This is a genomic window from Rhodococcus sp. SORGH_AS_0303 (genome assembly GCF_030819335.1).
Classification (GTDB): Bacteria; Actinomycetota; Actinomycetes; order Mycobacteriales; family Mycobacteriaceae; genus Rhodococcoides.
On record NZ_JAUTBO010000001.1, the window covers coordinates 3731159 to 3755547 of the forward strand.

At 68.3% G+C, this 24389-nt stretch carries 25 protein-coding genes; 9 read left to right on the top strand and 16 right to left on the bottom strand.

Features of this window, described 5'->3' with window-relative positions; all coding sequences use genetic code 11:
• Nucleotide 1: 1 nt before the first annotated feature.
• The 3 genes from QE449_RS17665 to purF form a co-directional block, all read right to left on the bottom strand.
• Nucleotides 2-1630 (bottom strand): ABC transporter substrate-binding protein, encoded by a 1629-nt coding sequence (locus tag QE449_RS17665; RefSeq protein ID WP_056447497.1) that lies wholly within the window; start codon nt 1628-1630, stop codon nt 2-4.
• A gap of 158 nt (nt 1631-1788) precedes the next feature.
• Nucleotides 1789-2373: an ASCH domain-containing protein gene (locus QE449_RS17670; protein ID WP_307109283.1), complete on the bottom strand. Its 585-nt coding sequence runs from the start codon at nt 2371-2373 to the stop codon at nt 1789-1791.
• 7 nt (nt 2374-2380) lie between these two features.
• A complete protein-coding gene (gene purF / locus QE449_RS17675; RefSeq protein ID WP_056446723.1) occupies nt 2381-3952 on the bottom strand; it encodes an amidophosphoribosyltransferase in 1572 nt (523 codons plus the stop codon).
• Nucleotides 3953-4112: 160 nt separating this feature from the next.
• On the opposite strand from purF, the gene QE449_RS17680 reads away from it, so the two are divergent.
• Together QE449_RS17680 and QE449_RS17685 are read left to right on the top strand one after the other, a co-directional pair.
• Nucleotides 4113-4628 carry a DUF427 domain-containing protein gene (locus QE449_RS17680; protein ID WP_307109284.1) on the top strand — a complete coding sequence of 172 codons (516 nt, stop codon included), beginning with the start codon at nt 4113-4115 and terminating at the stop codon, nt 4626-4628.
• Nucleotides 4628-4951, top strand: a complete 324-nt coding sequence (locus tag QE449_RS17685) for a hypothetical protein (RefSeq protein ID WP_307109285.1) — start codon at nt 4628-4630, stop codon at nt 4949-4951. Before QE449_RS17680 ends, QE449_RS17685 begins: the two co-directional genes overlap by 1 nt.
• Nucleotides 4952-4954: 3 nt before the next feature.
• Here the strand turns inward: QE449_RS17685 and QE449_RS17690 are convergent, their stop codons facing one another.
• Nucleotides 4955-5341 (bottom strand): sterol carrier family protein, encoded by a 387-nt coding sequence (locus QE449_RS17690; protein ID WP_307109286.1) that lies wholly within the window; start codon nt 5339-5341, stop codon nt 4955-4957.
• Between the two features lie 165 nt (nt 5342-5506).
• On the opposite strand from QE449_RS17690, the gene QE449_RS17695 reads away from it, so the two are divergent.
• Nucleotides 5507-5920, top strand: coding sequence for a VOC family protein (locus QE449_RS17695; RefSeq protein WP_307109287.1), 414 nt, complete (start codon nt 5507-5509; stop codon nt 5918-5920).
• Here the strand turns inward: QE449_RS17695 and QE449_RS17700 are convergent.
• From QE449_RS17700 to QE449_RS17725, 6 genes are all read right to left on the bottom strand, one after another.
• Nucleotides 5889-6239, bottom strand: a complete 351-nt coding sequence (locus QE449_RS17700) for a CPBP family intramembrane glutamic endopeptidase (protein ID WP_051612986.1) — start codon at nt 6237-6239, stop codon at nt 5889-5891. The genes QE449_RS17695 and QE449_RS17700 overlap by 32 nt on opposite strands.
• Nucleotides 6236-8029, bottom strand: a complete 1794-nt coding sequence (locus tag QE449_RS17705) for an alpha/beta-hydrolase family protein (RefSeq protein ID WP_307109288.1) — start codon at nt 8027-8029, stop codon at nt 6236-6238. The genes QE449_RS17700 and QE449_RS17705 overlap by 4 nt, the downstream gene beginning before the upstream one ends.
• A gap of 28 nt (nt 8030-8057) precedes the next feature.
• Complete coding sequence (gene purL, locus QE449_RS17710; protein WP_051612987.1) at nt 8058-10367, bottom strand: phosphoribosylformylglycinamidine synthase subunit PurL; 2310 nt, start codon at nt 10365-10367, stop codon at nt 8058-8060.
• 187 nt (nt 10368-10554) lie between these two features.
• Complete coding sequence (locus QE449_RS17715; protein ID WP_307109289.1) at nt 10555-11097, bottom strand: dihydrofolate reductase family protein; 543 nt, start codon at nt 11095-11097, stop codon at nt 10555-10557.
• Between the two features lie 85 nt (nt 11098-11182).
• Nucleotides 11183-11404, bottom strand: a complete 222-nt coding sequence (locus QE449_RS17720; RefSeq protein ID WP_307109290.1) for a hypothetical protein — start codon at nt 11402-11404, stop codon at nt 11183-11185.
• Between the two features lie 127 nt (nt 11405-11531).
• Nucleotides 11532-12806: a M18 family aminopeptidase gene (locus tag QE449_RS17725; RefSeq protein WP_056447496.1), complete on the bottom strand. Its 1275-nt coding sequence runs from the start codon at nt 12804-12806 to the stop codon at nt 11532-11534.
• A gap of 729 nt (nt 12807-13535) precedes the next feature.
• Between QE449_RS17725 and QE449_RS17730 the strand changes: the two genes are divergently transcribed.
• On the top strand, nt 13536-14798 hold the full coding sequence (locus QE449_RS17730) for an alpha-amylase family protein (RefSeq protein WP_307109291.1): 1263 nt from the start codon (nt 13536-13538) through the stop codon (nt 14796-14798).
• Here the strand turns inward: QE449_RS17730 and purQ are convergent.
• Both purQ and purS read right to left on the bottom strand, forming a co-directional pair.
• A complete protein-coding gene (gene purQ / locus QE449_RS17735) occupies nt 14788-15498 on the bottom strand; it encodes a phosphoribosylformylglycinamidine synthase subunit PurQ (protein WP_307095590.1) in 711 nt (236 codons plus the stop codon). The two genes, QE449_RS17730 and purQ, sit on opposite strands and share 11 nt — an antisense overlap.
• Nucleotides 15495-15728: a phosphoribosylformylglycinamidine synthase subunit PurS gene (gene purS / locus QE449_RS17740; RefSeq protein ID WP_027504302.1), complete on the bottom strand. Its 234-nt coding sequence runs from the start codon at nt 15726-15728 to the stop codon at nt 15495-15497. Before purS ends, purQ begins: the two co-directional genes overlap by 4 nt.
• An 89-nt stretch (nt 15729-15817) precedes the next feature.
• Between purS and QE449_RS17745 the strand changes: the two genes are divergently transcribed.
• Nucleotides 15818-16462 (top strand): MBL fold metallo-hydrolase, encoded by a 645-nt coding sequence (locus QE449_RS17745; protein WP_027504303.1) that lies wholly within the window; start codon nt 15818-15820, stop codon nt 16460-16462.
• Nucleotides 16463-16493: 31 nt separating this feature from the next.
• Nucleotides 16494-17228: an SIMPL domain-containing protein gene (locus tag QE449_RS17750; RefSeq protein ID WP_222627889.1), complete on the top strand. Its 735-nt coding sequence runs from the start codon at nt 16494-16496 to the stop codon at nt 17226-17228.
• Nucleotides 17229-17247: 19 nt separating this feature from the next.
• Here QE449_RS17750 and QE449_RS17755 read toward each other — a convergent pair whose 3' ends face one another.
• The gene (locus QE449_RS17755) at nt 17248-18906 is read right to left on the bottom strand and encodes an FAD-binding dehydrogenase (protein WP_307109292.1); all 1659 of its coding nucleotides are present in this window, start codon (nt 18904-18906) and stop codon (nt 17248-17250) included.
• Between the two features lie 64 nt (nt 18907-18970).
• Between QE449_RS17755 and QE449_RS17760 the strand changes: the two genes are divergently transcribed.
• The gene (locus tag QE449_RS17760; RefSeq protein WP_285187750.1) at nt 18971-19591 is read left to right on the top strand and encodes a TetR/AcrR family transcriptional regulator; all 621 of its coding nucleotides are present in this window, start codon (nt 18971-18973) and stop codon (nt 19589-19591) included.
• 12 nt (nt 19592-19603) lie between these two features.
• On the opposite strand, the gene QE449_RS17765 is transcribed toward QE449_RS17760, so the two are convergent.
• A complete protein-coding gene (locus QE449_RS17765) occupies nt 19604-20185 on the bottom strand; it encodes a helix-turn-helix domain-containing protein (RefSeq protein WP_222627893.1) in 582 nt (193 codons plus the stop codon).
• A gap of 65 nt (nt 20186-20250) precedes the next feature.
• Here QE449_RS17765 and QE449_RS17770 point away from each other — a divergent pair, with 65 nt between their 5' ends.
• Both QE449_RS17770 and QE449_RS17775 read left to right on the top strand, forming a co-directional pair.
• Nucleotides 20251-21813, top strand: coding sequence for a bifunctional NAD(P)/FAD-dependent oxidoreductase/class I SAM-dependent methyltransferase (locus QE449_RS17770; protein WP_307109293.1), 1563 nt, complete (start codon nt 20251-20253; stop codon nt 21811-21813).
• Between the two features lie 9 nt (nt 21814-21822).
• The gene (locus tag QE449_RS17775; RefSeq protein ID WP_056446680.1) at nt 21823-23088 is read left to right on the top strand and encodes a VOC family protein; all 1266 of its coding nucleotides are present in this window, start codon (nt 21823-21825) and stop codon (nt 23086-23088) included.
• On the opposite strand, the gene QE449_RS17780 is transcribed toward QE449_RS17775, so the two are convergent.
• Nucleotides 23068-23805 carry a DUF2334 domain-containing protein gene (locus QE449_RS17780; protein WP_027504308.1) on the bottom strand — a complete coding sequence of 246 codons (738 nt, stop codon included), beginning with the start codon at nt 23803-23805 and terminating at the stop codon, nt 23068-23070. The genes QE449_RS17775 and QE449_RS17780 overlap by 21 nt on opposite strands.
• Before the next feature lie 61 nt (nt 23806-23866).
• Nucleotides 23867-24367: a glutathione peroxidase gene (locus QE449_RS17785; RefSeq protein WP_027504309.1), complete on the bottom strand. Its 501-nt coding sequence runs from the start codon at nt 24365-24367 to the stop codon at nt 23867-23869.
• Nucleotides 24368-24389 lie beyond the last annotated feature (22 nt).

The window sequence follows — 24389 nt, forward strand, 5'->3', positions numbered from 1 at the left end:
ATCAGCCCTTCGTGAGCGGGGTGAAGCGGAACTTGAACGAGGCGTCGAGAGTCTCGTCGACACCCTGGACCTCGTCCGTCGAGATCGCGATCTGCTTGCCCTCGAGGAGCGGCAGCGTGGACACGAAGTCCTGCGCCATCCGCGTCTGGATCTCACCGATGATCTCGGAGCGGCGAGCCGGGTCGGTCTCGGTCCGCTCGGAGTCGATCAGCGCAGTGATCTCGGGGTTCTCGAAGTGGTTCTGCAGGAAGTTGTCCGGTGCGAAGAACGGCGTCAGGTAGTTGTCCGCATCCGGGAAGTCCGGGAACCAGCCGAGCTGGTAGACGGGGTACGTGTCCGCGACGCGTTCCTTGTTGTAGGTGTTCCACTCGGTGGACTGCAGGTTCACCGTGAACAGGCCCGAGCTCTCGAGCTGCGCCTTGACCGCCGCGTACTCCTCCGACGACGAGGAACCGTAGTGATCGGGGTTGTACTGCAGATTGACCGCGACCGGGGTCTGCACACCGGCGTCGGACAGGAACTTCGCTGCCTCGTCCTTGTTCGGGGCCTCGCCGTAGACGTCCTTGAACGCGGTGTTCGCGCCCTCGAGGCCACTGGGCACCACGGACCACGCCGGCGTGAACGTGCCCTTGTAGACGTTCTCCGACAGTGCGTCACGGTCCACCGAGGCGGCCATGGCCTTGCGGATCGCGAGCTTCTGCTCGGGTGTGCCGCCGGGCATCGTGTTCTGGTTGAAGACGATGTAGCGGAGCTCGCCGCCGGGGCCCTCGTGGACGGTGAGGCCGTCCACCTGGTCGAGCGACTCGATGTCGGTCGGGGTCAGCGAACGCCACGCGACATCGATGGACTTGTTCTGCATGTCGAGCTTGAGGTTGTCCGCGCTGGTGTAGGTGCGCAGGGTGACCGATCCGGTCTTGGGCTCGCCCAGCACGCCCTTGTAGTCCGCCGCGGCGGAGAAGCTGACGAGGGAGTTCTTCTCGTAGCTGTCGATCGAGTAGGGGCCGGCGAAGGGCTTGGCCGCCACGACCGCGTTGTCGTCCATGATCGAGTCGGCCGGGAAGACCTCGGAGTCGATGATGGGCCCGGTGTTGGTGGCGAGAACCTGGGGGAAGGTCTGGTCGTTCGCGGCCTTCAGCGTGAACTCGACGGTCTTGTCGTCCGGCGCGGCCACCGAGTCCAGGTTGGCCAGCAGCGAGGACGGGCCGTTGGGATCGTTGATGGACACGATGCGATCGAACGAGAACTTGACGTCCTCGCTGGTCAGCGCGTGGCCGTTGGCGAAGGTCAGGTCGTCCTTCAGCGTGCAGGTGTAGACCGTCGGCTGACTGAACTCGCAGCTCTCGGCGGCGTCGGGCTGCAGTTCGTCGCTGCCGGGGGCGTAGTTCATCAGGAACGGATAGACCTGGTTCATGATCGTGAACGAGCCGTTGTCGTACGAGGCGGCAGGATCGAGCGAGTAGACCTGGTCGGTGGTGCCGACGACGAGCGCCTCGCCGCCGCCCTCACCGCCTGCGCCGCCGCCGTCGTCGGTGCGGCCGGAGCCGCACGCTGCCGCGGTGAGAGCCGCGACGGACAGGATGGACACGGCTGCGGTGCGCCGCGCCGTGCGTCCTCGGGAGGGCACGCTCATGGTGTGGATGTCCTTCGTGAGTCTGGGCCCGCGGTGTCGGAAGCGCGCGTCGCGTCCCGTCCGGCCGGGTCGTTCCGGTGGTTCGGTGAACGGCACGTTACCGAGTGCGCATGTCGTTCATGTGTCGAACCACACGAAATTTTTAACATGACCGGTACTTACCTGTCCGACCGCCTGATGTCCAACAGCTTTTCGCCTCGCGGAGACAGCCGATATCCCACCTTCAGACTCTCGGTCAGACCCAGCGCCTTCAGCCGACGCACGCGCGGCTTGAACACGTCGCGTTCGAGTCCCAGCACGGCGCCGAGGTCCGCCGCCAGCACCGCCGGGCGCTCCCGGATCAGCTCGAGGGTGCGCCAGGCCCACGGCGCGTCGGCACGCTCCTCCATGCGATCGAGCTTCGTGGTCACCATGGCGACGTCGTCGTCGGACAGATCGTCGTCCGCACGCAGCCCCACTCGCGGGTCCTCGCCACCGAACGACACCTCGACCCGCCAGACGGGATCACCGTCGGCGCCTCGAAACCCCTTGCGCAAGGCCGAGATCGAGGACTCCCCCGCCGCGCGGGCATCGTCGTCCGTGAGCGACTCGGGGTCGCACTCGGTGATCGAGTCCACGACGACGACACCGGCCGGCGTGTGGATCCACGTACCCGCCTTGACGCGCCGCTTCGCCCAGCGCCGGTACTGCACCCGGATCGTTCCCGTCGCGATCGCCTCGGCGATCGCGAGCCGGATCAGCATCTGGGTGTCAGGGGCGCGAGAGAGCGCTCACGTTGTCGACGGCAGCGGGCATCGCGATGCCCGCTGCGGTCGCCAACATGCCCTCGAGGACGTTCTTGCCCATGGCGGTCTCCTTGGGGAGCTCGATGGGGTACTTGCCGTCGAAGCAGGCGGAGCACAGCCGCGTCGCGGGCTGCTCCGAGGCGGCGATCATGCCCTCGATCGAGATGTAGCCCAGCGAATCGGCGCCGATGGCCTGCCGCACACCCTCGAGCATGCCGTCCTCGGAGTCCATGCCGTTGGCGATCAGTTCCGCGGGCGAGGCGAAGTCGATGCCGTAGAAGCACGGCCAGCGGACCGGCGGCGACGCGATGCGCACGTGGATCTCGAGCGCGCCCGCCTCGCGCAGCATGCGTACCAGGGCCCGCTGGGTGTTGCCGCGGACGATCGAGTCGTCCACCACGATGAGGCGCTTGCCCCGGATGACCTCGCGGAGAGGGTTGAGCTTCAGCCGGATGCCGAGCTGACGGATGGTCTGCGACGGCTGGATGAACGTGCGTCCGACGTACGCGTTCTTCATCAGGCCCTGGCCGTACGGGATGCCGGAACCCTGCGCGTAGCCGACGGCGGCGGGCGTTCCCGATTCCGGGACAGGGATCACCAGATCGCCCTCGGCGGGGTGCTCCTCGGCCAGGCGGCGGCCGATCTCGACGCGTGTCGAGTGGACCGAGCGGCCACCGATGACACTGTCGGGACGAGCGAGGTAGACGTACTCGAAGATGCAGCCCTTGGGCTCGGGAGCCGCGAATCGCGACGACCGCACGCCGTCCGCATCGATCGCGAGCAGTTCGCCCGGCTCGATGTCGCGGACGAACGAGGCGCCGACGATGTCCAGGGCGGCGGTCTCGGAGGCGACGACCCAGCCGCGGTCGAGGCGACCGAGCGACAACGGGCGCACGCCGTGAGGATCACGTGCCGCGTAGAGGGTGTGCTCGTCCATGAAGGTCAGGCAGAACGCGCCCTTCAGCGTCGGCAGCAGTTCCATCGCGGCCTGCTCGATCGTGCTGTCCGCTGCGCCGTGCGCGAGAAGAGCGCCGACGATGTCGGAGTCCGACGTGGCACCGGTCCCACGGGGACGGCCCATGATTCCCGCATCGCGGGCGCGCTCCGACAACTCGGCGGTGTTCACGAGGTTGCCGTTGTGGCCCAGAGCGATGCCACTGCCGGCCGCGGTGGTGCGGAAGATGGGCTGCGCGTTCTCCCACGTCGTCGATCCGGTAGTGGAGTACCGGCAGTGCCCGATGGCGATGTGGCCGCTCATCGCGCCCAACGTCTGCTCGTCGAACACCTGGCTGACCAGGCCGAGATCCTTGAACACCAGCACCTGCGAGCCGTCGGCGACGGCGATGCCGGCGGCCTCCTGACCGCGGTGCTGCAGCGCGTAAAGGCCGTAGTACGTCATCTTCGCGACGTCCTCGCCAGGGGCCCACACACCGAAGACGCCGCATTCCTCCCGCGGCTCGTTCTCGTTGATGTCCAGTTCCGGACCGGATGTGTCATCGAGCAGATTCGGGCTGTGGACCGAGGGGTCACGAGTCACGACGCGCTCTCCTAGAAGCCGGGAGGGGTGGGGTGCAGGCCACGCTGCACGCACACTCGGGGAGTCTACGGGCAACCCCGCGATCAACAAGCCGTCGGCAGGCACCGATACCGCGGTGAGCTGTGATCCACGACTCGCGGCGCGGTGCCATGATGGAGACATGGCCAGCAGACTTCCGTACGGCGTCACCCCCGAACAGCCCGGCGAGGGGCAGGAATCGGTGTGGGACTACCCGCGTCCGCCGGCCCTCGAGGCGTCCACGAAGCATCTCGTGGTGCGCTTCGGCGACGCGATCGTCGCCGACAGTCACGCGGCCCACCGCGTCCTGGAGACCAGCCATCCGCCCACCTGGTACATCCCGCGGGCCGACGTCGACGAGAGCCGACTGCGGCGCTCGAGTGCACGATCGACGATGTGCGAATGGAAGGGATCCGCCACCTACTGGGACATCGTGGGCGACGACGGCGCCGTGCTCGAGGCCGGCGGCTGGAGCTACGAGAACCCCACCCCGTCCTTCGCACCGATCGCCGGCGCGCTCTCCTTCTCTCCCGTGTCCCTGACGTGCGAGCTCGACGGCGAGGTGGCACGCCCGCAGGAGGGCGGCTTCTACGCGGGGTGGATCACCCGCGACGTGGTCGGACCGTTCAAGGGCATCGCCGGGAGTTGGGGCTGGTAGTGGCCGAGAAGAACTTCTACAGCCATTCCGACGCGGCCGAGAAGTCCCGCCGCGACAAGGCCGTCGCTCTCGCTCGATACCTGTGGGACCGCGACATCTCTGCAGACGATCTCGCGGCGATGGCCGCGGACGTCCGACGCAAGGTGGCTCGGGCCGCGGACATCAATCCACCCAGTTCCGACGAGACGTGGACGGTGGTGTCGAATCTGTTGCGCGAGAAGGCGGAGTGGGCGCGCGATCACCCCGATCACGACGCGGCCCGCCGGGCGCACTCGGACGAGAAGATCTTGTGGGTCAAACCGCCGGTGCGGCCCTGGCGGTGAGAGTCAGATGCGCACGAGCGGAAGCCAGTGCGCCACCTCGCCGGCGCGGCCACCCGAGGCCGTGACGCCCGCTCCGCGCACGGCGTCCTCGAACGCCACGCGCCCCGTCACCATCAACAGCCATGTCCGCGGGTCGCATTCGACGACGTTGGGGGGCGTGCCCCGCGTGTGACGAGGCCCGACGATGCACTGCACCGCGACGAACGGCGGCACGCGCACCTCGACACTCGAGCCCGGCGCCGTCTGCTCGATGGTGCGCGCACTGAGCCGCACCGCGGCGGCGATATCGGCGCGCGGCGGCTTCGGAAGGTCGGGGTCGTCGAGCCACGGAGACACGGTCTGCAGTGCGCTCCGGAGCTCGGCCGGGTCGACGGGTTTCGAGGGTGCCACGCTGTTCAGTGTCTCACCGAGCGCGGTGTGCCCCGAGCCGTGCCTCACGGTCCAGACGTCGCCCGCATTGACGGGATCCCGCCGATTCTCGCGAGTTGTGGATGCTGAGGCACGGTCTGATCAACGAGGACCGCCGCTGTCCGCGATGGACGCTTCACTGTCTCCATGACACCGAACCTCTATCAAGGATCGACCATCGACCACCTCAACGTGACGGTCACGGACGTCGACCGCTCACTCGAGATCTACGTGCCGGCTCTCGGCGTGCTCGGGATCGAGAAGCTGCTCGACTTCACCGGCGGGCCGGACGACGACTACGTCCGCATGGTCGGATTCGGCAGTGGCCGCAAGCCGTTCTTCTGGCTCGTCCAGGGAAGCACCGTCGATCCCGCACTGCACGTGGCGTTCTCGGCACCCACCCGTGACGTCGTCCGGGAGTTCCACGACGCGGCCCTCGCGGCGGGCGCACGGGACAAGCTGTCTCCGCGCGTCTGCCCCGAGTACCACGAGAACTACTTCGGCGGCTTCGTGTACGACCCCGACGGCATCAACCTCGAGGCGGTCTGTCACCTCGAGTAGAGCGCCACCACGTCGATGCGATCGCCCCGACCGAGTTGGCAGCCCAGTGCAGTGCCATGGGCGTGAGAATGGTGCCGGTTCGCCGCTTCGACTCGACGAACAGTGCGCCGGCCGCCCCGGTGAACAGGACCACGGGCACCGACCTACCCGAGTCGTACCAGTGCCAGACCCCGAATGCCGTGGAGCCGACCACCAGTGCGGCACGGGGACCCACCACGGCGGTGGCCACGGTGTCGACGACGCCGCGGAACAGGAATTCCTCGGGTAGCACTGTCCCGATGGGGATGTCGAAAAGCACCCATCGGGCCAGTCCGGTCACTTCTCGGGACCGTCGGCGTCGGCGTACTCGTTCATGACGACGCGGATGCGTTCGGTGTCGGCCTGCGTCCACCCGTCGGGGGCGGCCACAGCGGCGAAGCCGTCGAGCACCGTCGTCCCGTAGTTGTGGCCGTGCCCGTCCGGCACGCCGGCCGCGTTCGTGAGGTCGGCACTCACCTGCCAGAAGGTGACGAACGGGAACCACCGCATGCTGGGCAGTCGGTCGTACCCGGGCGGCTCGGCGAGCCAATCCGGACGCTGGAAGATCAGATCCGGCGTCCACCACACGATGGGGTCGGACGGGTGCTGGATGTACAGCACGCGCGGGTAGGGCCAGTCCCCGCTCAGCGCCTCGACGTCACGGGTGCTGTCGGCGAACCGCATCAGCAGTCCGCCGGCGTAGACGGGTTCCACCTCGGTGGTTCCCGGATCGCGTCGGCTGACGTAGGTGTCCCAGATGCGATTGGAGTTCGGCGGGCCCACCCACAGCACTCCGTCGACGGTGTCCCGGATGTCGGCGATGTCCGCGAACGCGCCTTCGCCGGCCTGGGTTCCGAGACTCTCGCCGTAGACGTAGAACTTGGGCCTGGTCGCCTCGGGCTCCTGCTCCCATCGCTGGTGCACGGTGTCGATGAGCAACTTCCCCGCGGCCGCCGCCTTCTCGCGATCGGCGAGGAAAGAGATCCAACTCGGAAGGTACGAGTACTGGGACGCCACGAGCGCGACGTCCCCGTCGTACATCAGTTCCACGGCCCGAGCTGCGGTGGGATTGACCCACCCGGTTCCCGTGGTCGGGATGACGACGATGGCCTTGCGGGAGAACGCATCGGTTCGATCGAGTTCGCGTACCAGGAGATCCATGCGCTCCTCGTCCGTCTCCGCGCTCTCGAGTCCCACGTACGCGCGGATCGCCTCCATGCCCGTGCGGCCGGTCGCTCGGGTCATCTCGTCGGCCGACAACCCACCCGAGACGAAGTTCCGGCCCTCGAATCCCAGTGTGTCCCAGTCCACGAGCGAACCGGTACCACCGGAACGCTCGGGCACCGTCGGCTGTTCGGCACCCTCACGCGTGTTGCTGTTCTGAGTGCTGAAGACCGAGTTGGCGACGGTCATGGTGCCGCGCAACAGCACACCCTGCACCAGTGTGACGAGCACCGTCACGACGAGGAGGAACCCCACGAGGTTTGCAACCCACTGCGGGAGTCGGATCAGACGCAGGATCGAGCGCACGACGAAGCGGCGGATGTCCCGGATGACCCGCCACAGGCCGATGAGCGCGGCGCACACCGCGAAACTGATGATGCCGGTGCGGATGAACCCCGTGGACGTGAGCCCCTCGGCGCCCATGAGCGCGGCGAGCTGACGCTGCCAGTCCGCAGAGGCGTAGAGCATGACCGCTCCGGCGACGGTCGCGATCACCGGGACAGCGACCAGGAGTGCGCGCTCCACGCGGATCGGCAGCGGCCACCACGGCTGCTGACGAAGCACCGTGCGCAGGAGAATCCAGCCGACAGCGACGCCCACCCCGTACCCGATGGCCGCGGTGATGCCGCTGACGATGCCCTGGAACAGCCAGCCGCGTGGCAGCAGTGACGGCGTCAGCGACCAGCAGAAGAACAGGGCGCCGAACGCGATGCCGGTGACGTCGAGCCGCAGCAGACCCCACGCCCAGATCCACGCGGGGTGCTTGCGCACCGTGCGGGTCGCCGAGCTCAGGACGTACGCCGGCAGTTCCTCGAAACTGTGGGGGCGCTGCAGTTCGTCCGACGACCGAGTATCGGTGTCGGTCATCGGACGGTGCCGGTGCCGGGAAGGTCGGTCAGCCGAAGAGCGCCGGGAGCGTCCCCTCGTACGCCTCGCGGAGTTCGGTCAACGGGACACTGAACAGTCCCTGGAACTCCACCTCGTCCGACCCTTCGTCGGCCACCCCGATACGCGTCCATGGCATCCCCCTCGCGCTGCACATCCCCGTGAACCTGGTCTCCTCGGTCCGAGGGACAGCAACGAGTACCCGCCCGGACGATTCCGAGAACAAGGTGACGAAAGGATCTGTTCCTTCGGGCGGCAGAATGCGGCACCCGGTCTCGCCGGCGAGCGCGACCTCGACGACGGTCTGCGCGAGCCCGCCCTCGGACAGGTCGTGCGCCGCGGTGACCAGACCGTCGCGGCTCGACGCCGTGAGGATGTCGGCCAGCAACTGCTCGCGAGCCAGATCCACCTGCGGCGGAACACCACCGAGATGGTCGTGAACGACCTGGGCCCAGATCGAGCCGTCCAGTTCGTCGTGCGTGTCACCCAACAGGATCAGGGTCTCGCCCGGCTCCAGGCCGATGCCCGTGGGGATGCGGCGGTGGACGTCGTCGAGGACACCCAGCACACCCACCACCGGGGTCGGCAGGATCGGCGTCGACCCGGTCTGGTTGTAGAAACTGACGTTTCCGCCGGTGACCGGAATGCCCAGTTGCACACAGCCGTCCGCCAGGCCGCGTACCGCCTGCTGGAACTGCCACATGACACCCGGATCCTCGGGCGACCCGAAGTTCAGGCAGTTGGTGACGGCCTTCGGCGTGGCGCCCGTCGTCGCGACGTTGCGGAACGCCTCGGCCAGCGCAAGCTGCGCACCGCGGTACGGATCCAGCGCGGTGTACCGGCCGGACGCATCGGTCGCGAGAGCGATTCCGCGGCCGGTCTTCTCGTCGATGCGCACCACACCGGCATCGGCGTGCTCGGCGAGCACGGTGTTGCCGCGGACGTACCGGTCGTACTGCTCGGTGATGAGCCGCCGACTGCAGAGCTGGGGGGAGGAGATCATCTGCAGCAGGGTCTCGCGCAGTTCCACACCTGTGGTCGGACGGGGCAGACCCTCGGTGGTGTTCGCCACCAGGGCATCCTGGCTCGCGGGCCGCTGCACGGGACGCTCGTAGACGGGACCGTCGTGGGCCACCGTCTTGGGCGGCACGTCGACGACCACGTCGCCGTGCCAGGTGATCTCGAGATGCTCACCGTCCGTGACCTCGCCGATGTCGGTCGCCAGCACGTCCCACTTGGCGCACACCGCCATGAAGGCGTCGACGTTCTCCGGTGCCACCACGGCGCACATGCGTTCCTGCGACTCGCTGGACAGCACCTCCGCCGGCGTCATCCCGGTCGCACGCAGCGGAACCCGATCCAGGGCGATGTGCATACCGCCGTCACCCGCCGAAGCGAGCTCGGAGGTGGCACAGGACAATCCGGCACCGCCGAGATCCTGGATACCGACCACGAGCTTCTGCTGGTAGAGCTCGAGGCAGCACTCGATGAGCACCTTCTCGGTGAACGGGTCGCCCACCTGCACCGCGGGGAGCTTGCGTCGGCCCTGCTTCTCGTCGAACGTCTCGGACGCCAGCACCGACACGCCGCCGATCCCGTCGAGGCCCGTGCGCGCACCGAACAGGATGATCTTGTTGCCCGAGCCCGACGCGAACGCCAGGTGCAGATCCTCGGTACGCATCACTCCGGCGCACAGCGCGTTGAGCAACGGGTTGCCGGCGTAGGACGCGTCGAACACCGTCTCGCCGCCCACGTTCGGGAGCCCGAGTGAGTTTCCGTAACCGCCGACGCCGCGCACGATGCCCTCGAGCACCCGGCGCGTGTCCGGAGCATCAGCCGCACCGAAACGCAACTGGTCCATCACCGCGATCGGACGAGCACCCATGGCCATGATGTCGCGCACGATGCCGCCGACGCCGGTGGCCGCACCCTGGTACGGCTCGATGTACGACGGATGGTTGTGGCTCTCCACCTTGAAGGTGACAGCCCACCCGTCGCCGACGTCGACCACGCCCGCGTTCTCACCGATTCCGGCGAGCATTCCCGACCGCATCTCGTCCGTCGTCGTCTCGCCGAAGTACTTGAGGTGCACCTTCGACGACTTGTACGAGCAGTGCTCGCTCCACATCACCGAGTACATCGCCAACTCGGCGTCCGTCGGACGGCGGCCGAGGATCTCCCGGATGCGGGCGTACTCGTCCTCCTTCAGACCCAACTCCGCCCACGGCTGAGCGACGTCGGGCGACCCGGCCGCAGCGGAGACGGTGTCGACCGGAGGGGTGGGGAGGGCGTCGACCTGAGGAGTGGACTCGACAGACACGGTGGATGGGGTCCTTCCCTCGGCAGAATGTCGAGGTCATTCTATGTGCAGGACCCGACACCGTCCGACCGGCCTCCGGCCTGCCCGTTCGTCGGCCCCGACCGGCCTCCGGCCTGCCCGTTCGTCAGCCCCCGACCGGCCTCCGGCCTGCCCGTTCGTCAGCCCCGACCGGCCTCCGGCCTGCCCGCTAGTCCCCCTTGACGGCGTAGTCGACGACCACGTTGCCCTTGCTCGTGACGAGGGAGTTCGTCAGAACGAGACGAGTGAGCGGATCCCCCGGCTCGAACAGGTGCTGGCCCTTGCCCACGACGACGGGGTGCGTCATCAGGGTCAGGGTGTCGAGCACACCGGCCAGGAAGAGCTGGCGGACCAGAGAGACGCCGCCCACCAGCGCGATGTCGCCACCGTCGGTCTGCTTGAGTCGACGCACGAACTCCACCGGATCGCCGTCGATGGGCGTCGAGTTCTGCCACGCGAGATCTCCGGTGAGCGTGCGTGAGGCGACGAACTTCTCCACCGGATTGATGAAGCCGGCGAAGGGGTCGTCCGCCCCCGCGTTGCCGAAGTGATCCGACCACGACTCGTAGGCGACCCGACCCATGACGGCGGTGGTCGTCCTGCTCATGAACCCGCCCATGGACTGGCCGAGTTCGTCGTCGAAACTGTCGAACTGCCACTGGTCGGGAGCCTCGACCACACCGTCCACCGAGTGGAAGAGCCCTGCCGTCACCGCACGCATCGTGTACCGCCCTCGTGAAGAACCGGCGCCGATCGCCGATCACTGCGGGACAGACCATGCCGGACGCCGGAACTCATCACCCGTCGTTCGCCGCGGACTCGATCCAGTCCGTCGCCGCGTCCGTCAGCTCGGACGACCCGTCGACGGACTCACCGGCCCACCACGACGGGTCGGTGAGATCGCCGTTCACGCGCAGCACGTCGTCCCTCACAGCGGACGGGAGCGGCTCACCGTTGTGCTCGACCAGCCAGTCCCGAGTCTCCGCCGTCACGGCCGGCCACCACTGCGCGATCTCCATCCCGCCAGTCTCCCCCGCCGGGCCCTGTACGGCAGCAGGATTCGTCGGCCGCGTCGACGGGGTTCCCGTACCCACCGCGCACCGCCCGGCGGCACCAGGTGGCATTCAGCCGCAGCCCGACCCAGCGCTACGCCCCCAGGAACGCAGCCAAGGCGTCGGCGTACATGTCGACGTCGTGTGCGCCCATCACCTCGCGCGCGGAGTGCATGGCGAGCTGCGCGGCACCCACGTCGACGGTGGACAGACCGGTGCGGGAGGCGGTGATGGGGCCGATGGTGGATCCGCACGGAAGGTCGGCCCGGTGGACGTACCGCTGCAGTGGGACGTCGGCTCGCTCGCACGCCAAGGCGAAGGCCGCGGCACCGGCGGCGTCGGTGGCGTAGCGCAGATTCTGGTTGACCTTGAGCACCGGGCCACCGTTGACCTCGATGCGGTGCGCGGGCTCGTGCCGCGAGACGTAGTTGGGATGGGTCGCGTGCGCCATGTCGCCCGAGGCGTGGATCGACCCGGCCATCGCGCGCAGGAACTCCTCGCGGCCGCCACCACGCGCGAGCACGATGCGCTCGAGGACGGTGTTCATCAGATCCGAGAACGCGCCACGGTCCGACATGCTGCCCACCTCCTCGTGATCGAAGAGTGCGAGGACGGGGATGCAGTCGTCGGCTTGCGCGGCCGCGACGACCAGCGCCTCGGTTCCGGCGTAGCAGGTGCCCTGGTTGTCCAGTCGCGGCGAACTGACGAGGTCGTCCGAGAGTCCCACCACTGCAGCAGGATTAAGATCGTGGGTCATCAGTTCCCACCCGAGCACGTCGCCGGGATCCACCCCGACCTCGTCGGCGAGGAACCCGATGAACGAGTGGGGTGATCGCCCGACGCCCCAGATCGCGTTCACGTTGTTCTGCGGATCGAGATGCACTCCCTTGCGATCCTCCGACAGGTGGATCGCCAGCTGGGGCACCCGCAGGATGGGACGGTCGACGCGCACGAGGACGTCGCGCACCGAGCCGCCGTCACGCACACCGAGACGGCCGGAGATGCCGAGATCGCGGTCGAGCCAGGAGTTGAGCCACGCGCCGCCGTACGGCTCCAGGGCGACCATCTGCCACCCGGCGACGTCGAGATCGGGGTTCTGCTTGACGCGGAGGTTCGGACTGTCGGTGTGTCCGCCCACGATGCGGAAGGCCGCATCGGGTGCACGTTCGGTGGACCAGGCGATGATCGAGCCGCCGCGGACGACGAGGTAGCGGCCTGGCTCGGAGGGCCACGCGTCGGTCTCGGCCACGGCGGTGAACCCGTGCGCCGCCAGTTCCGAGGCCACCGTCTCGACGACGTGGAACGGCGACGGGGACGCGTCGACGAAGGAACAGAGGCCGGCCGCGGTCGCGGAGGTGAGGGACGCCATGGTCACCGATCGTAGAGAGACGGGGTGCGGAGACAGCGATGCCGGGCCCACCACGAGGGTGGACCCGGCATCACGAGTCGAGAAGGGTTCAGCTGAAGAAGCTCAGGCCGTCGAGGAAGCTTCCGGCGCCACCGAAGATGTCGGACAGTGCACCGAGAAGGTCGACGAAGCTGGCGAGGTCGGTCATGAGGAGCTCCCTTTGTGAGGTTGGTGGGCTTGTTGCCCGCTTGCTAAGTAATCCACACAAAAGAATGGCTCGCAACCCGAAAATTGTCGCGATTCGGTGACGAGAATCGACTCACGGGTCGATCTGTGCACCACCTGCAACGCCGTGCCACGGGTGAGCCATTGTCACCAGCACTGTCACCACGCGTGGACTCCGACCCGATCCGACGCCGACTCCTGCCATTCCACGCCGGGCACACCTGTGGGGCGGACTCGGCCGAGTTCGCCCCACAGGGATGCTCGGGTCAGCTGAAGAAGGACAGTCCGTCGAAGATCGATCCGAGCGCGTCGACGATCCCGGACAGGTTCTGGAAGAGTTCGAGCAGATCGGTGAGGTCGGAGGACATGGTGACTCCCTTGGCACGGTGGTGACGAACGGTCGTCCGCCGACGTCAGTTACTCATAGTGACAGTCACTACACAACCGGAATCGGATTGTGCGATCCGACAAGCAGACCGTCGCTCGGCGAACCCTCGCCGAGACCGGGAAAAAGGGGGAAATACGATGCAGGACTGGGTCGATCACGTCATCTGGTGGCAGGTGTACCCCCTCGGGTTCGTCGGCGCCGAGGCCGAGGCAGTGGACCGCACCGAACACCGACTCGACCGGATCGAGGGCTGGTTCGACTACCTCCTCGAGCTCGGGTGCAACGGCCTCGCACTCGGCCCGGTGTTCGCGTCGGAGACCCACGGCTACGACACCGTCGACCATCTCCGCATCGATTCCCGTCTGGGAACCGACAGCGACATGGACGCGCTCATCGGTGCGGCACGCGCCAAGGGCATCCGAGTTCTGCTCGACGGCGTCTTCAACCACGTCGGCAGGAGCCACCCGCAGTTCGTTCGTGCGGAGCAGGACGGGCCCGACTCGGACGCGGGGCGGTGGTTCCGCTGGAAGGACGGTCGGCCGCGCACGTTCGAGGGCCACGATCTGCTGGTCGAGTTGAACCACGACGAGCGGGCGGTGCAGGAGCACGTCGCACAGGTCATGACGCACTGGCTCGACCGCGGTGTCGACGGATGGCGGCTCGACGCGGCGTACGCGGTCTCACCGGCCTTCTGGGCGGCGGTGCTCCCCCGTGTGCGAGAGGCACATCCCGACGCCTGGATCGTCGGCGAGATGATCCACGGGGACTACGCGTCGTACGTGCGGGAGTCCGGACTCGACTCGATCACGCAGTACGAGCTGTGGAAGGCGACGTGGAGCGCCCTGAAGGACGCGAACTTCTTCGAGTTCGCCCACGCGCTGCGGCGCCACGACGAGTTGCTGCCCACGTTCGTTCCGGCGACGTTCGTCGGCAACCACGACGTCACCCGGATCGCGTCCACCCTCGACGACGACGATGCCGACATCGCCGCCGCGCTGCTGTTCTTCGTGGCGGGAACGCCGACGGTGTACTACGGCGACGAGCAGGGATTCCGCGGGATCAAGGAGGAGCGGGTGGGTGGCGACGACGCCATCCGACCCGAGTTCCCGGCGACACCCGACGATCTGGCGCCGTACGGATGGCCGCACTACCGGCGCCACCAGGCCCTGATCGCGATGCGGCGACGGTTCCCGTGGCTGCACCGTGCGCACGCCGAGGTGTCCGGACTGGAGAACACCGCGGTCACCCTCACCGCGACGGACGGCACGACGACGCTGGTGCTGTCGGCGAACATCGGCGACGCACCCGTGCCTCGACCGGCCGGAGACATCGTGGCAGCAGCCGACGGAGTGGAGAACGACCTGCGGCCGCACTCCTGGGCGGTGACCGTCAGGCCGTGACGATCGCGTCCAGCGCAGAGTAGAAGATGCCGAGGCCGTCGTCGCTGGGGCCCGTGAGGGCCTCGGTGGCGTGCTCGGGGTGCGGCATGAGTCCCACGATGCGCCCGTCGGCGGACGAGATGCCCGCGATGGACCGCTGCGAACCGTTCGGGTTGTCACCCGAGTAGCGGAACACGACGCGTCCCTCGCCCTCGAGCTCGTCCAGGACCGCCTCGGACGCCTGGAAGCGACCCTCACCGGACTTGAGCGGAACGAGGATCTCGGCGCCCGCCTCGTACCGCGAGGACCATGCCGAGGACGTGCTCTCCACCGTGAGCCACTGATCGCGACACGTGAAGTGCAGGTTGGCGTTCCGGGTGAGGGCGCCGGGCAGGAGTCCGGCCTCGCACAGCACCTGGAAGCCGTTGCAGATACCGAGGACGGGCATGCCGCCCTTCGCTGCGTCGATGACCGCATCCATGACGGGGGCGAAGCGCGCGATGGCGCCGGCGCGCAGGTAGTCGCCGTAGGAGAAACCGCCGGGGACGACGACGGCGTCGACGTTCTTCAGATCTGCGTCGCCGTGCCAGAGGCTGACGGCCTCACCACCTGCGAGCGTGACCGCGCGCGAGGCGTCGATGTCGTCCAGCGTGCCGGGGAAGGTGATCACACCGATCCGGGCGGGAAGGCCGGAGGCCGGTCGATCTTCGAGGCGAGTCACAGCCGGGTCACTTTCCATTCCTCGATGACGGTGTTGGCCAGGAAGGTCTCGGCGATCTGGTCGAGAGTCGCATCGTCGACGTCGTCGCCGACCTCGAGCTCGAACCGCTTGCCCTGACGGACGTCGGAGACACCGGCGAAACCGAGTCGCGGCAGCGCCCCGACGATGGCCTGCCCCTGAGGGTCGAGAATTTCCGCTTTGGGCATGACGTCGACAACCACACGGGCCACGTGAGAGCTCCTGAGCTAAGAGGGCAGATCCAGCAGGCACTTTACCCAGTCCCGAACCACTCCACGAATCCGGCGCATACTGGGGAACCATGGAGCTGACTCACTTCGGACATTCGTGCATTCAGGTGTCGATGGCGGGATCGACGGTGCTGTTCGACCCCGGCGCCTTCTCTCACGGGTTCGAGGGCATCACCGGCCTCGACGCCATTCTGATCACGCACCAGCATGCGGACCACGTCGACACCGATCGGTTGCCGGCGCTCCTCGAAGCCAACCCCGACGCGGCGCTGTACGCGGACCCGCAGACGGCCGACCAGCTCGGGGATCGGTGGACCGCCGTGAACGCGGGAGACGTCTTCTCCATCGGGGGCGTGCAGGTGACGGGTGCGGGCGGCACGCACGCGACGATCCACCCGGACATCCCCCTGATCGACAACATCGCGTATCTCCTCGGCACGCCGGAACAGCCCGGGCAGCTGATGCATCCCGGCGACTCGCTGTTCGTTCCCGACGTGGAGATCGACGTGCTGGCACTTCCCGCAGCGGCCCCGTGGATGAAGATCGGCGAGGGCATCGACTTCCTCCGCGCCGTCTCTCCGCGACTGGCCGTTCCCATCCACCAGGCCATCGTCGCGCCGGACGCGCGCGGCATCTACTACGGCATGCTGTCGGGCCTCGCGGGCGAAGGGACGGAGTTCCGCGCCCTGGAGGAGGAGACGGGCACGTCGCTCTAGACATTCCCGGACCGTCGTGGACACTGACCCGATGACGTGGACCAGGAGTACCTCGAAGGTCATCGGATCTGCCGCCCTGCTGGCCGTCGTGGCGGCGACCGCGGCATGCGGGACCGGGGAGTCCGGTGCGTCGGCCACCGACACACCGCCGGGGATCTCCGTGTCCGGGGTCGGCGAGATCCAGGGCACCCCGGACACTCTCACCGCTCAGATCGGTGTCGAGACGACGGCGGACGACGTGACGACGGCGATCGACGAGGCGAACACCGCGGTGACTGCGGTGACCGAAGCGATCGCCGCTGCCGGAGTGGACCGCGCGGACATCCAGACCCGCCAGGTGTCCATCGACCCGCAGTATGCCGACGGGTTCGGGGGCGGAACCTCCACGATCTCCGGCTACCGGGCGTCGAACATCCTCGGTGTGACCGTGCGCGACCTGTCGCGAGCGTCGGCGGTGCTGGGCGACGCCACCCGCGCAGGTGGGAACGCGACCCGAGTGTCCGGCGTGTCCTTCCGCATCGACGACGATTCCGACCTCATCGCCGACGCTCGGTCACGGGCATTCGCGGACGCTCGCGACCGAGCCGAGCAGTACGCGTCTCTGGCGGGAAGCGATCTCGGCAAGGTCCTGTCGATCACCGAGAACATCACCGGCCAGGAGTCGGCGCCGAGCTTCGACAGAAGTTCCGCCTCGTCCGCGGTGCCGATCGAGCCGGGGCAGCAGACCGTCAGCGTCTCGGTGAACGTGCAGTGGGCGCTGGGATGACTCCCCGGCTGCAGTACACCTAGCGCCGCAGGGCGCGCCCCGCGGCACGTCCGGAGAAGATGCACCCCCCGAGGAATGTGCCTTCGAGCGAGCGGTACCCGTGCACACCGCCGCCACCGAAGCCGGCGACCTCGCCGGCCGCGTAGAGCCCCGGCAACGGCGTGCCGTCGGCTCGGAGCACCCGGGAGTTCAGGTCGGTCTGCAACCCGCCCAGCGACTTTCGCGTCAGAAGGTGCAACTTGACGGCGATCAGCGGACCCGCTGCGGCACGCCCGGTCTCGTCGAGCAGCTTGTGCGGTGTGGCGATGCGCGCCAGGCGATCGCCTCGATAGTTGCGCGCCGCGTGGATCGCCGAGACCGAGAGGTCCTTGCTGAAGTCGTTGTCCATCTCACGATCTCGCGCGACGACCAACTTCTCCACATCGGCGGCGTCGAGCGTGACGTCACCGATCTTGTTCATTCCGGCGACCAGTTCTGCCACCGTGTCGGCGACGACGAAGTCGACGCCCTTCTGCTTGAAGGCCTCGACGGGGCCGGGTGCGCCGGGACGGACTCGCTCGAGAAGCTTGCGCAGATCGCGGCCGGTCAGATCCGGATTCTGCTCCTGACCGGAGAGTCCGAACTCCTTCTCGATGATCTTCTGATCGAGGAGGAACCACGTGTAGTCGTGTCCCGTCGACACGATGTGTTCGAGAGTGCCGAGCGTGTCGAAGCCGGGGAACAGCGGCGCCGGTAGCTGCTGACCCGACGCGTCGAGCCACAGCGACGACGGACCCGGCAGGATGCGGATGCCGTGGTTCGGCCACACGGAGTCCCAGTTGGTGATGCCCTCCGTGTAGTGCCACATGCGGTCCTCGTTGATGATGTTCCCGCCCGCGGCACGCGAGATCTCCAGCATCCGACCGTCGACGTGCGCCGGTACGCCCGAGAGCATGTGAGAAGGGGTGCGGCCCATGCGCTTCGGCCAGTTCTTCTGCACCAGGTCCCAGTTGCCGCCGATGCCGCCGGAGGTCACCAGCACCGCGCCGGCCCGGATCTCGAAGTCCCCCACCACGGTGCGGGACGACGTCACGCCGCGGGCGACGTCGGTCGGCTCCAGGACGGCGCCGCGCACACCGGTCGCGACACCGTCGGTCACCACCACCTCGTCGACCCGGTGCCGGAAGGCGGGGATCACGCTGCCACGGTCGATACCGTCCCGCACGATGCGTTCGAAGATCTCCACCAGTCCCGGCCCGGTACCCCAGGTGAGATGGAATCGCGGCACGGAGTTGCCGTGGCCGGTGGGGCCGTAGCCGCCGCGTTCGGCCCACCCGACGACCGGGAAGATCTTCCAGCCGCGCTCGCGCAACCAGGAGCGCTTCTCCCCCGCCGCGAACGCGACGTAGGCCTCGGCCCACTGGCGAGGCCACTCGTCCTCGGGACGGTCGAAGCCGGCTGATCCCATCCAGTCCTGCAGCGCGAGTTCGTAGGAGTCCTTGACGCCGAGACGACGCTGCTCCGGGCTGTCCACGAGGAACAGCCCGCCGAACGACCAGAACGCCTGGCCGCCGAGGTTCGCCTCGTTCTCCTGATCGAGCAGGATCACGCGCTTGCCCGCCTCGACCAGTTCCGCTGTCGCGACCAGTCCTGCGAGACCCGCACCGACCACGACGACATCGCACTCTCGTATCCCCATGACCTCACCGTATACGGCGAACCACGTTTTCGATACCGCCGGTATCGAGCGGTACTCTTCCCGAGTGAGCACCCCCGACCCGAACATCACCGAGCCGACCACCCGCCCCCCTCGCAGCGAGGTTCGCGAGCGGATCATCGCGTCCGCGATGACGGAGTTCGGCCGACGCGGGTACGCCGACGCCACGCTCGACGCCATCGCCGAGCAGGCCGGGTTCACCAAGGGCGCGGTCTACTCGAATTTCGGTTCCAAGGAGGGGCTGTTCTACGAGCTGATGGACCGGCAAGTGCTCGGTCGGGCGCGGATGTCGGTCGACCTGCTCGCCGAGCTCCCCTCCGACCTGCGGGAAGCCCAGCGCGTGCTGAGTACCCGTCTCACGGAGGCGATCTCGAACAATCGCGACTGGCATCTGCTGTTCATGGACTACTGGTCGAGGGCCCTTCGCGATCCCGAGGTGGGTGCCCGCTTCGCCGAGCACAGGGCGCAGCTCCGGGCGGCGGTCACCGACGCCGTCGTCAGCGTCACCGAGAGCTCCGGAGCGACGTTGCACGTTCCCGCGGAGTGGGTCACGTTCGTCATCCTGGCGCTCAGCAACGGTCTGGCCGTCGAGGAACTCGCCCAGCCGGGCATCGTGCCCCCGCAACTGATGGGCGAGGTCGTCGGGCGCCTCCTGCACATCCCCTGACCACGAAGGTCCTCAGCGCCCCGAATACGTCGCCTTCACGTGCATCCGTTCGCCCTGCGGTCCGAAGATTCCCAGGTACTCGACGGGCCGGCGGTCGGCGCTGCCGAACCAGTGCGGAAGGTGAGTGTCGAATTCGGCCACCTCACCCGGACCCAGCACCAGGTCCTTGTCGCCCAGGATGAGTCGTAGCTTCCCGTTCAGCACGTAGATCCAGTGATAACCCTCGTGAGACCCCAACCGCGGGTTCTCCTCGTAGCGATCTCCGGGGACGATCTGCTTGAACGCCTGCAACCCGCCCGCCCGGCGCGTCAGCGGGACGACGGTGACGCCGTTCGTCGTGACCGGCGTGAACTGCACCCGCGGATCTCCGGTCTCGGGGGCGTCGACGATGTCGTCCAAGGGAACGTCGTACACCTTGGCCAACGGCAGCAACAGCTCGAGGCTGGGCTTGCGTTGCCCCGATTCGAGCCGGGAGAGCGTGCTCACCGGGATGCCCGTGCGTTCGGACACCGCGGCCAGGGTCACGTCCGCCGCGACGCGGAGAGCGCGCAGGCGCGGACCGATCGCACTGATCACACCGTCGAAGTCGTCCATACCCCATATTGCAGTTTCGGCAAATATGTTTGTCAAATCCGCAGACTCGGGCGCACAGTGTCCGCATGACCTCACACCACCACGTCGACGCCGACGTCATCGTCCTCGGCGGCGGGTCCGCCGGACTGTCCGCCGCACTCATGCTCGGCCGTGCCCGTAGGCGAGTCCTGGTTCTGGACAACGGAACTCCTCGCAACGCACCTGCCTCGCACATGCACGGCGTGCTGGGTCGGGACCACACCTCGCCGCTCGACTACCTGAAGAACGGCCGAGCCGACCTCGAGCGATACGACGTCACGATCGTCGACGCCACGGTCACCGCACTCGGCGGTCACGTCGGGCACTTCTCCGCGACCACGGACGACGGACGCGCCTTCTCGGCGCGGCGCATCGTGGTGACGACCGGACTCACCGATCTGCTCCCGCCCGTCGACGGTCTGGCGGAACGCTGGGGTCGGGACGTCGTGCAGTGCCCCTACTGCGACGGGTGGGAGATCCAGGATCACCGCATCGGCGTCCTGAGCACCGGGCCGTTCAGCATCCATCACGCCTCGATGTGGCGGCAGTGGACTGAGAACCTGACCTTCTTCACCGACGGCGGACCTCTGGCGGACGATGATCGCGAGAAATTCACCGCGCGCGGCATCGAGATCGTCGAGCAGAAGGTCACCTCGGTGCTCACCGGGGAGGATCGCCTCCGTGCTGTCGGGCTGGCCGACGGGACCGAGGTCGCGGTCGACGCTCTCGCCGTGGGACTGCGCTTCACCGCTCGCAGTGAACTTCTCGGATCGCTCGGCCTCACCACAGTGCCGCACGCGACCGGACTCGGCGACGTCGTCGAGGTCGATTCCTTCGGAGCCACCACCGTGGCGGGAGTGTGGGCGGCGGGCAACGTCACCGACCCGTCGGCCACGGTCATCGCCTCCACCGCGCAGGGAGCCCTCGCCGGCGCTCACGTCAACGCGAACCTCGTCGCCGAGGAGTTCGACCAGGCGGTCCAGGCAGGGCGCCCCCGTCCGGCGTTGGACGGGCACTTCTGGGACGAGTTGTACCGGGAGTCGGACAAGCGGTGGAGCGGCAATCCCAACCCGACACTGGTCCAGTACGCGGAGCACCTCTCCCCCGGGCGCGCCGTCGACGTCGGATCGGGTGAGGGCGCCGACGCCGTGTGGCTGGCGGAACGCGGCTGGACCGTCACCGGCGTCGACATCTCCGAGGTGGCCGTCGAGCGGGCACGCGGACTGCACGACGGTGTGACGTGGCTGGCCAGGGACCTGCTGACCGACCCGCTGCCGCCGCACTCCACGGATCTGCTGACGCTGCACTACTTCGGCATCCTGCGGTCCGGGCCGGCGGACGGGCTCACGCGCCTCGTCGACACCGTCGCTCCCGGCGGGACGCTGCTCATGGTCGGCCACACCCCGTCGCCCGGACACCGCTGGGCAGGGTTCGATCCGTCGGACTTCCACAGCCCCCACTCCGTCGCCGAGTCCCTCGACCCCGCCGAGTGGACCGTCACGGTCGACGAGACGCGTCCACGACTGGTGGAGGCAGCACCCGGAACCCCCCACGTCTCCGACGACATCCTGGTGGCCGTCCGGGTGCCGGAACGGGTCGGACAGCGATAGCGTCGTCGCATGATCCCGGCGTCCGATCTCCGCGCTCGTTTCGCAGTCGCCCTCTCGGCGATGTACGGCCGTGAGGTCCCGGCGTACACGACGCTGGTGGAGGTGGCGACCGCGGTGAACGCGGACGTGGTGGCTCGCGAGGGTGCCGAGGCCGAGCGCCTCGGCACCCTCCACCGCGTCACGGCGGAACGGCACGGAGCCGTCCGGGTGGGGACCGTCGCCGAGTTGCGCGACGTGGCACGACTGTTCGGGGGGTTCGGCATGCACCCCGTCGGCTTCTACGATCTGCGTGACGCCGCCACCCCGATACCGGTGGTGTCCACGGCGTTCCGGCCCGTGGACTCGATCGAGCTGGCCCGCAACCCGTTCCGGGTGTTCTGCTCCATGCTCGTCGTCGACGACCGCAGATTCTTCACCGCCGATCTGGAGCAGCGACTCTCGACCGCACTCGAGGCGCGCACGCTCGTCCCGCCCGACCTGGTGCGCCTCGCGGTCCGTGCCGCCGAGGACGGCGGGTTACCGGAACCGGAGGCCACCACGCTCGTCGACGGCGCCGTCGCCGTCTTCGAACTCGGCACGGAGCCCGTCGATCGCGCCTGGTACGACGAGCTCGAAGCCGTGTCGTCGGTGGCCGCGGACATCGGCGGGGTGTCGTCGACGCACATCAACCACCTGACGCCGCGGGTGCTCGACATCGACGACCTGTACCGCCGCATGGCCGAGCGCGGTATCGAGATGATCGACCGGATCCAGGGACCCCCTCGGTGGACCGCGCCGGTGCTGTTGCGTCAGACATCGTTCCGAGCTCTCGCCGAACCTCGACTCTTTCGCGACGCGTCCGGTGCCACGTTCTCCGATCGGCTCCGCGTCCGCTTCGGTGAGGTGGAGGCACGGGGCGTCGCCCTCACCCGCCGCGGCCGGGAGGTGTACGACACCGCGATGGCGCGGGTGGACGGCCTCTCCGACGAGGCCGCTGCCCGGGAGTGGGCGCAGCACTTCCCCGGCACCGATCAGGAGATGGCGGAGCGCGGACTAGCCTACTACCTTCGCACGCCGGACGGGCTCGAACCCGTTGTCTACGAGGACTTCCTGCCCGCGTCCGCCGCGGGCATCTTCCGGTCGAACCTCACCTCGGACGGCGCCGTGGACACCGATGCCGAGGGAACGAGCTGGTCGGCGGAGTCCCTGTCCGAGGCCCTCGGGATGCCGATCGCGGATCCCTACGACCTGTACGACGCGCAGGTCGCGGCCGGGTCAGGCGACAGCGGTGCGTGAGCGCGGAACCCACTCGTAGCGGGCCGACGTCGCACCGTGGAAGCGCGCCAGGTCCACCGCGTCGAGCATGGCGGCACGGGGGCCCGGACGGCCGAGCTGCTTGGCGCTCACCGACAGTCGCACCACGCCGCCGCGGCGAGCCGTACGGCCGGCACCCATGACGAGCGCGCGGCACCACCACGGTTCCGTGGACCCGGGCTCCCAGACGTAGCCACCGGATCCGGTGCCGAAGCCCTCACCGATACCGTGGACCCGACCGCGCACCGTGGTTCCCCGCTCGAGGTCCTGGATGCCGGCGAGCCCGGCGAAGACGCGGAACCCGACCGTGGGAAGGGCGGACACCGCACCCGGTGAGGCGACCCAGCGGGGCGGTGCGAACACGCGGGTGCGCATGCCGATCTCCTCCATGACCCGGTCCGCGGCGCGCAACCGCAGCTGCGCCTCGTGAGCGGGGAGGGTCGCGAACTCGGCGCGACGCCGCTTGGTGGCCGCCTGGTCGTATCCGTGCAAGACCAGTGCGTCTCCGTGATCGCGGCGCATGCGCAGCCAGTCCTGCGTCTCGGTGTCGCGCGTGAGGCGGTACTTGTCCTTCAACCGCGGGGCCACGAGAAGCGACAACTCGATGTCGCGGCGATCCATCTCCGCGGCGAACTCGGCGGCGGCGTCGCGGGTCTCGTCGCGGATACCGGACACGGACACGATCAGACGTGCACTCATGAAGAAACCGTCGCACACCGAGGTGTACGACGGTCTCGTCCCGCGTGAACGCCGGGCGACGTCAGAGAGTCGGAACGGGCAGCACCTTGTCGATCGCCGCGAGAACCTCAGGGGCGTCCGGTTCGGTGCGGGGGCGGAATCGGCCCACGACCTCGCCGTCCGGCGAGACGAGGAACTTCTCGAAGTTCCACTGCACGTCTCCCGCGTTCCCCTCGGAGTCCGCGGTCTGCGTCAGGATCTCGTAGAGGGGGTGCCGGTTCTCGCCGTTGACGTCGACCTTCTCCATCAGCGGGAAGGTGACGTCGTACGTCGTGGAGCAGAACGTCTCGATCTCCTCGGCCGAGCCGGGCTCCTGGCCACCGAACTGGTTGCAGGGAACGCCCACGACCGAGAGTCCGCGGTCCGCGTACTCGCGGGCCAGCTTCTCCAGCGTCGTGTACTGCGGGGTCAGGCCACACTTCGAGGCGACGTTGACCACGAGCACCGCGCGGCCGCTGTACTCCTCGAGCGAGGTGGGAGCGCCGCCGAGAGTGCTGATGCCGACGTTCTGCAGTTCTGTCATGGGCTCACAGTACCGGCCGGTA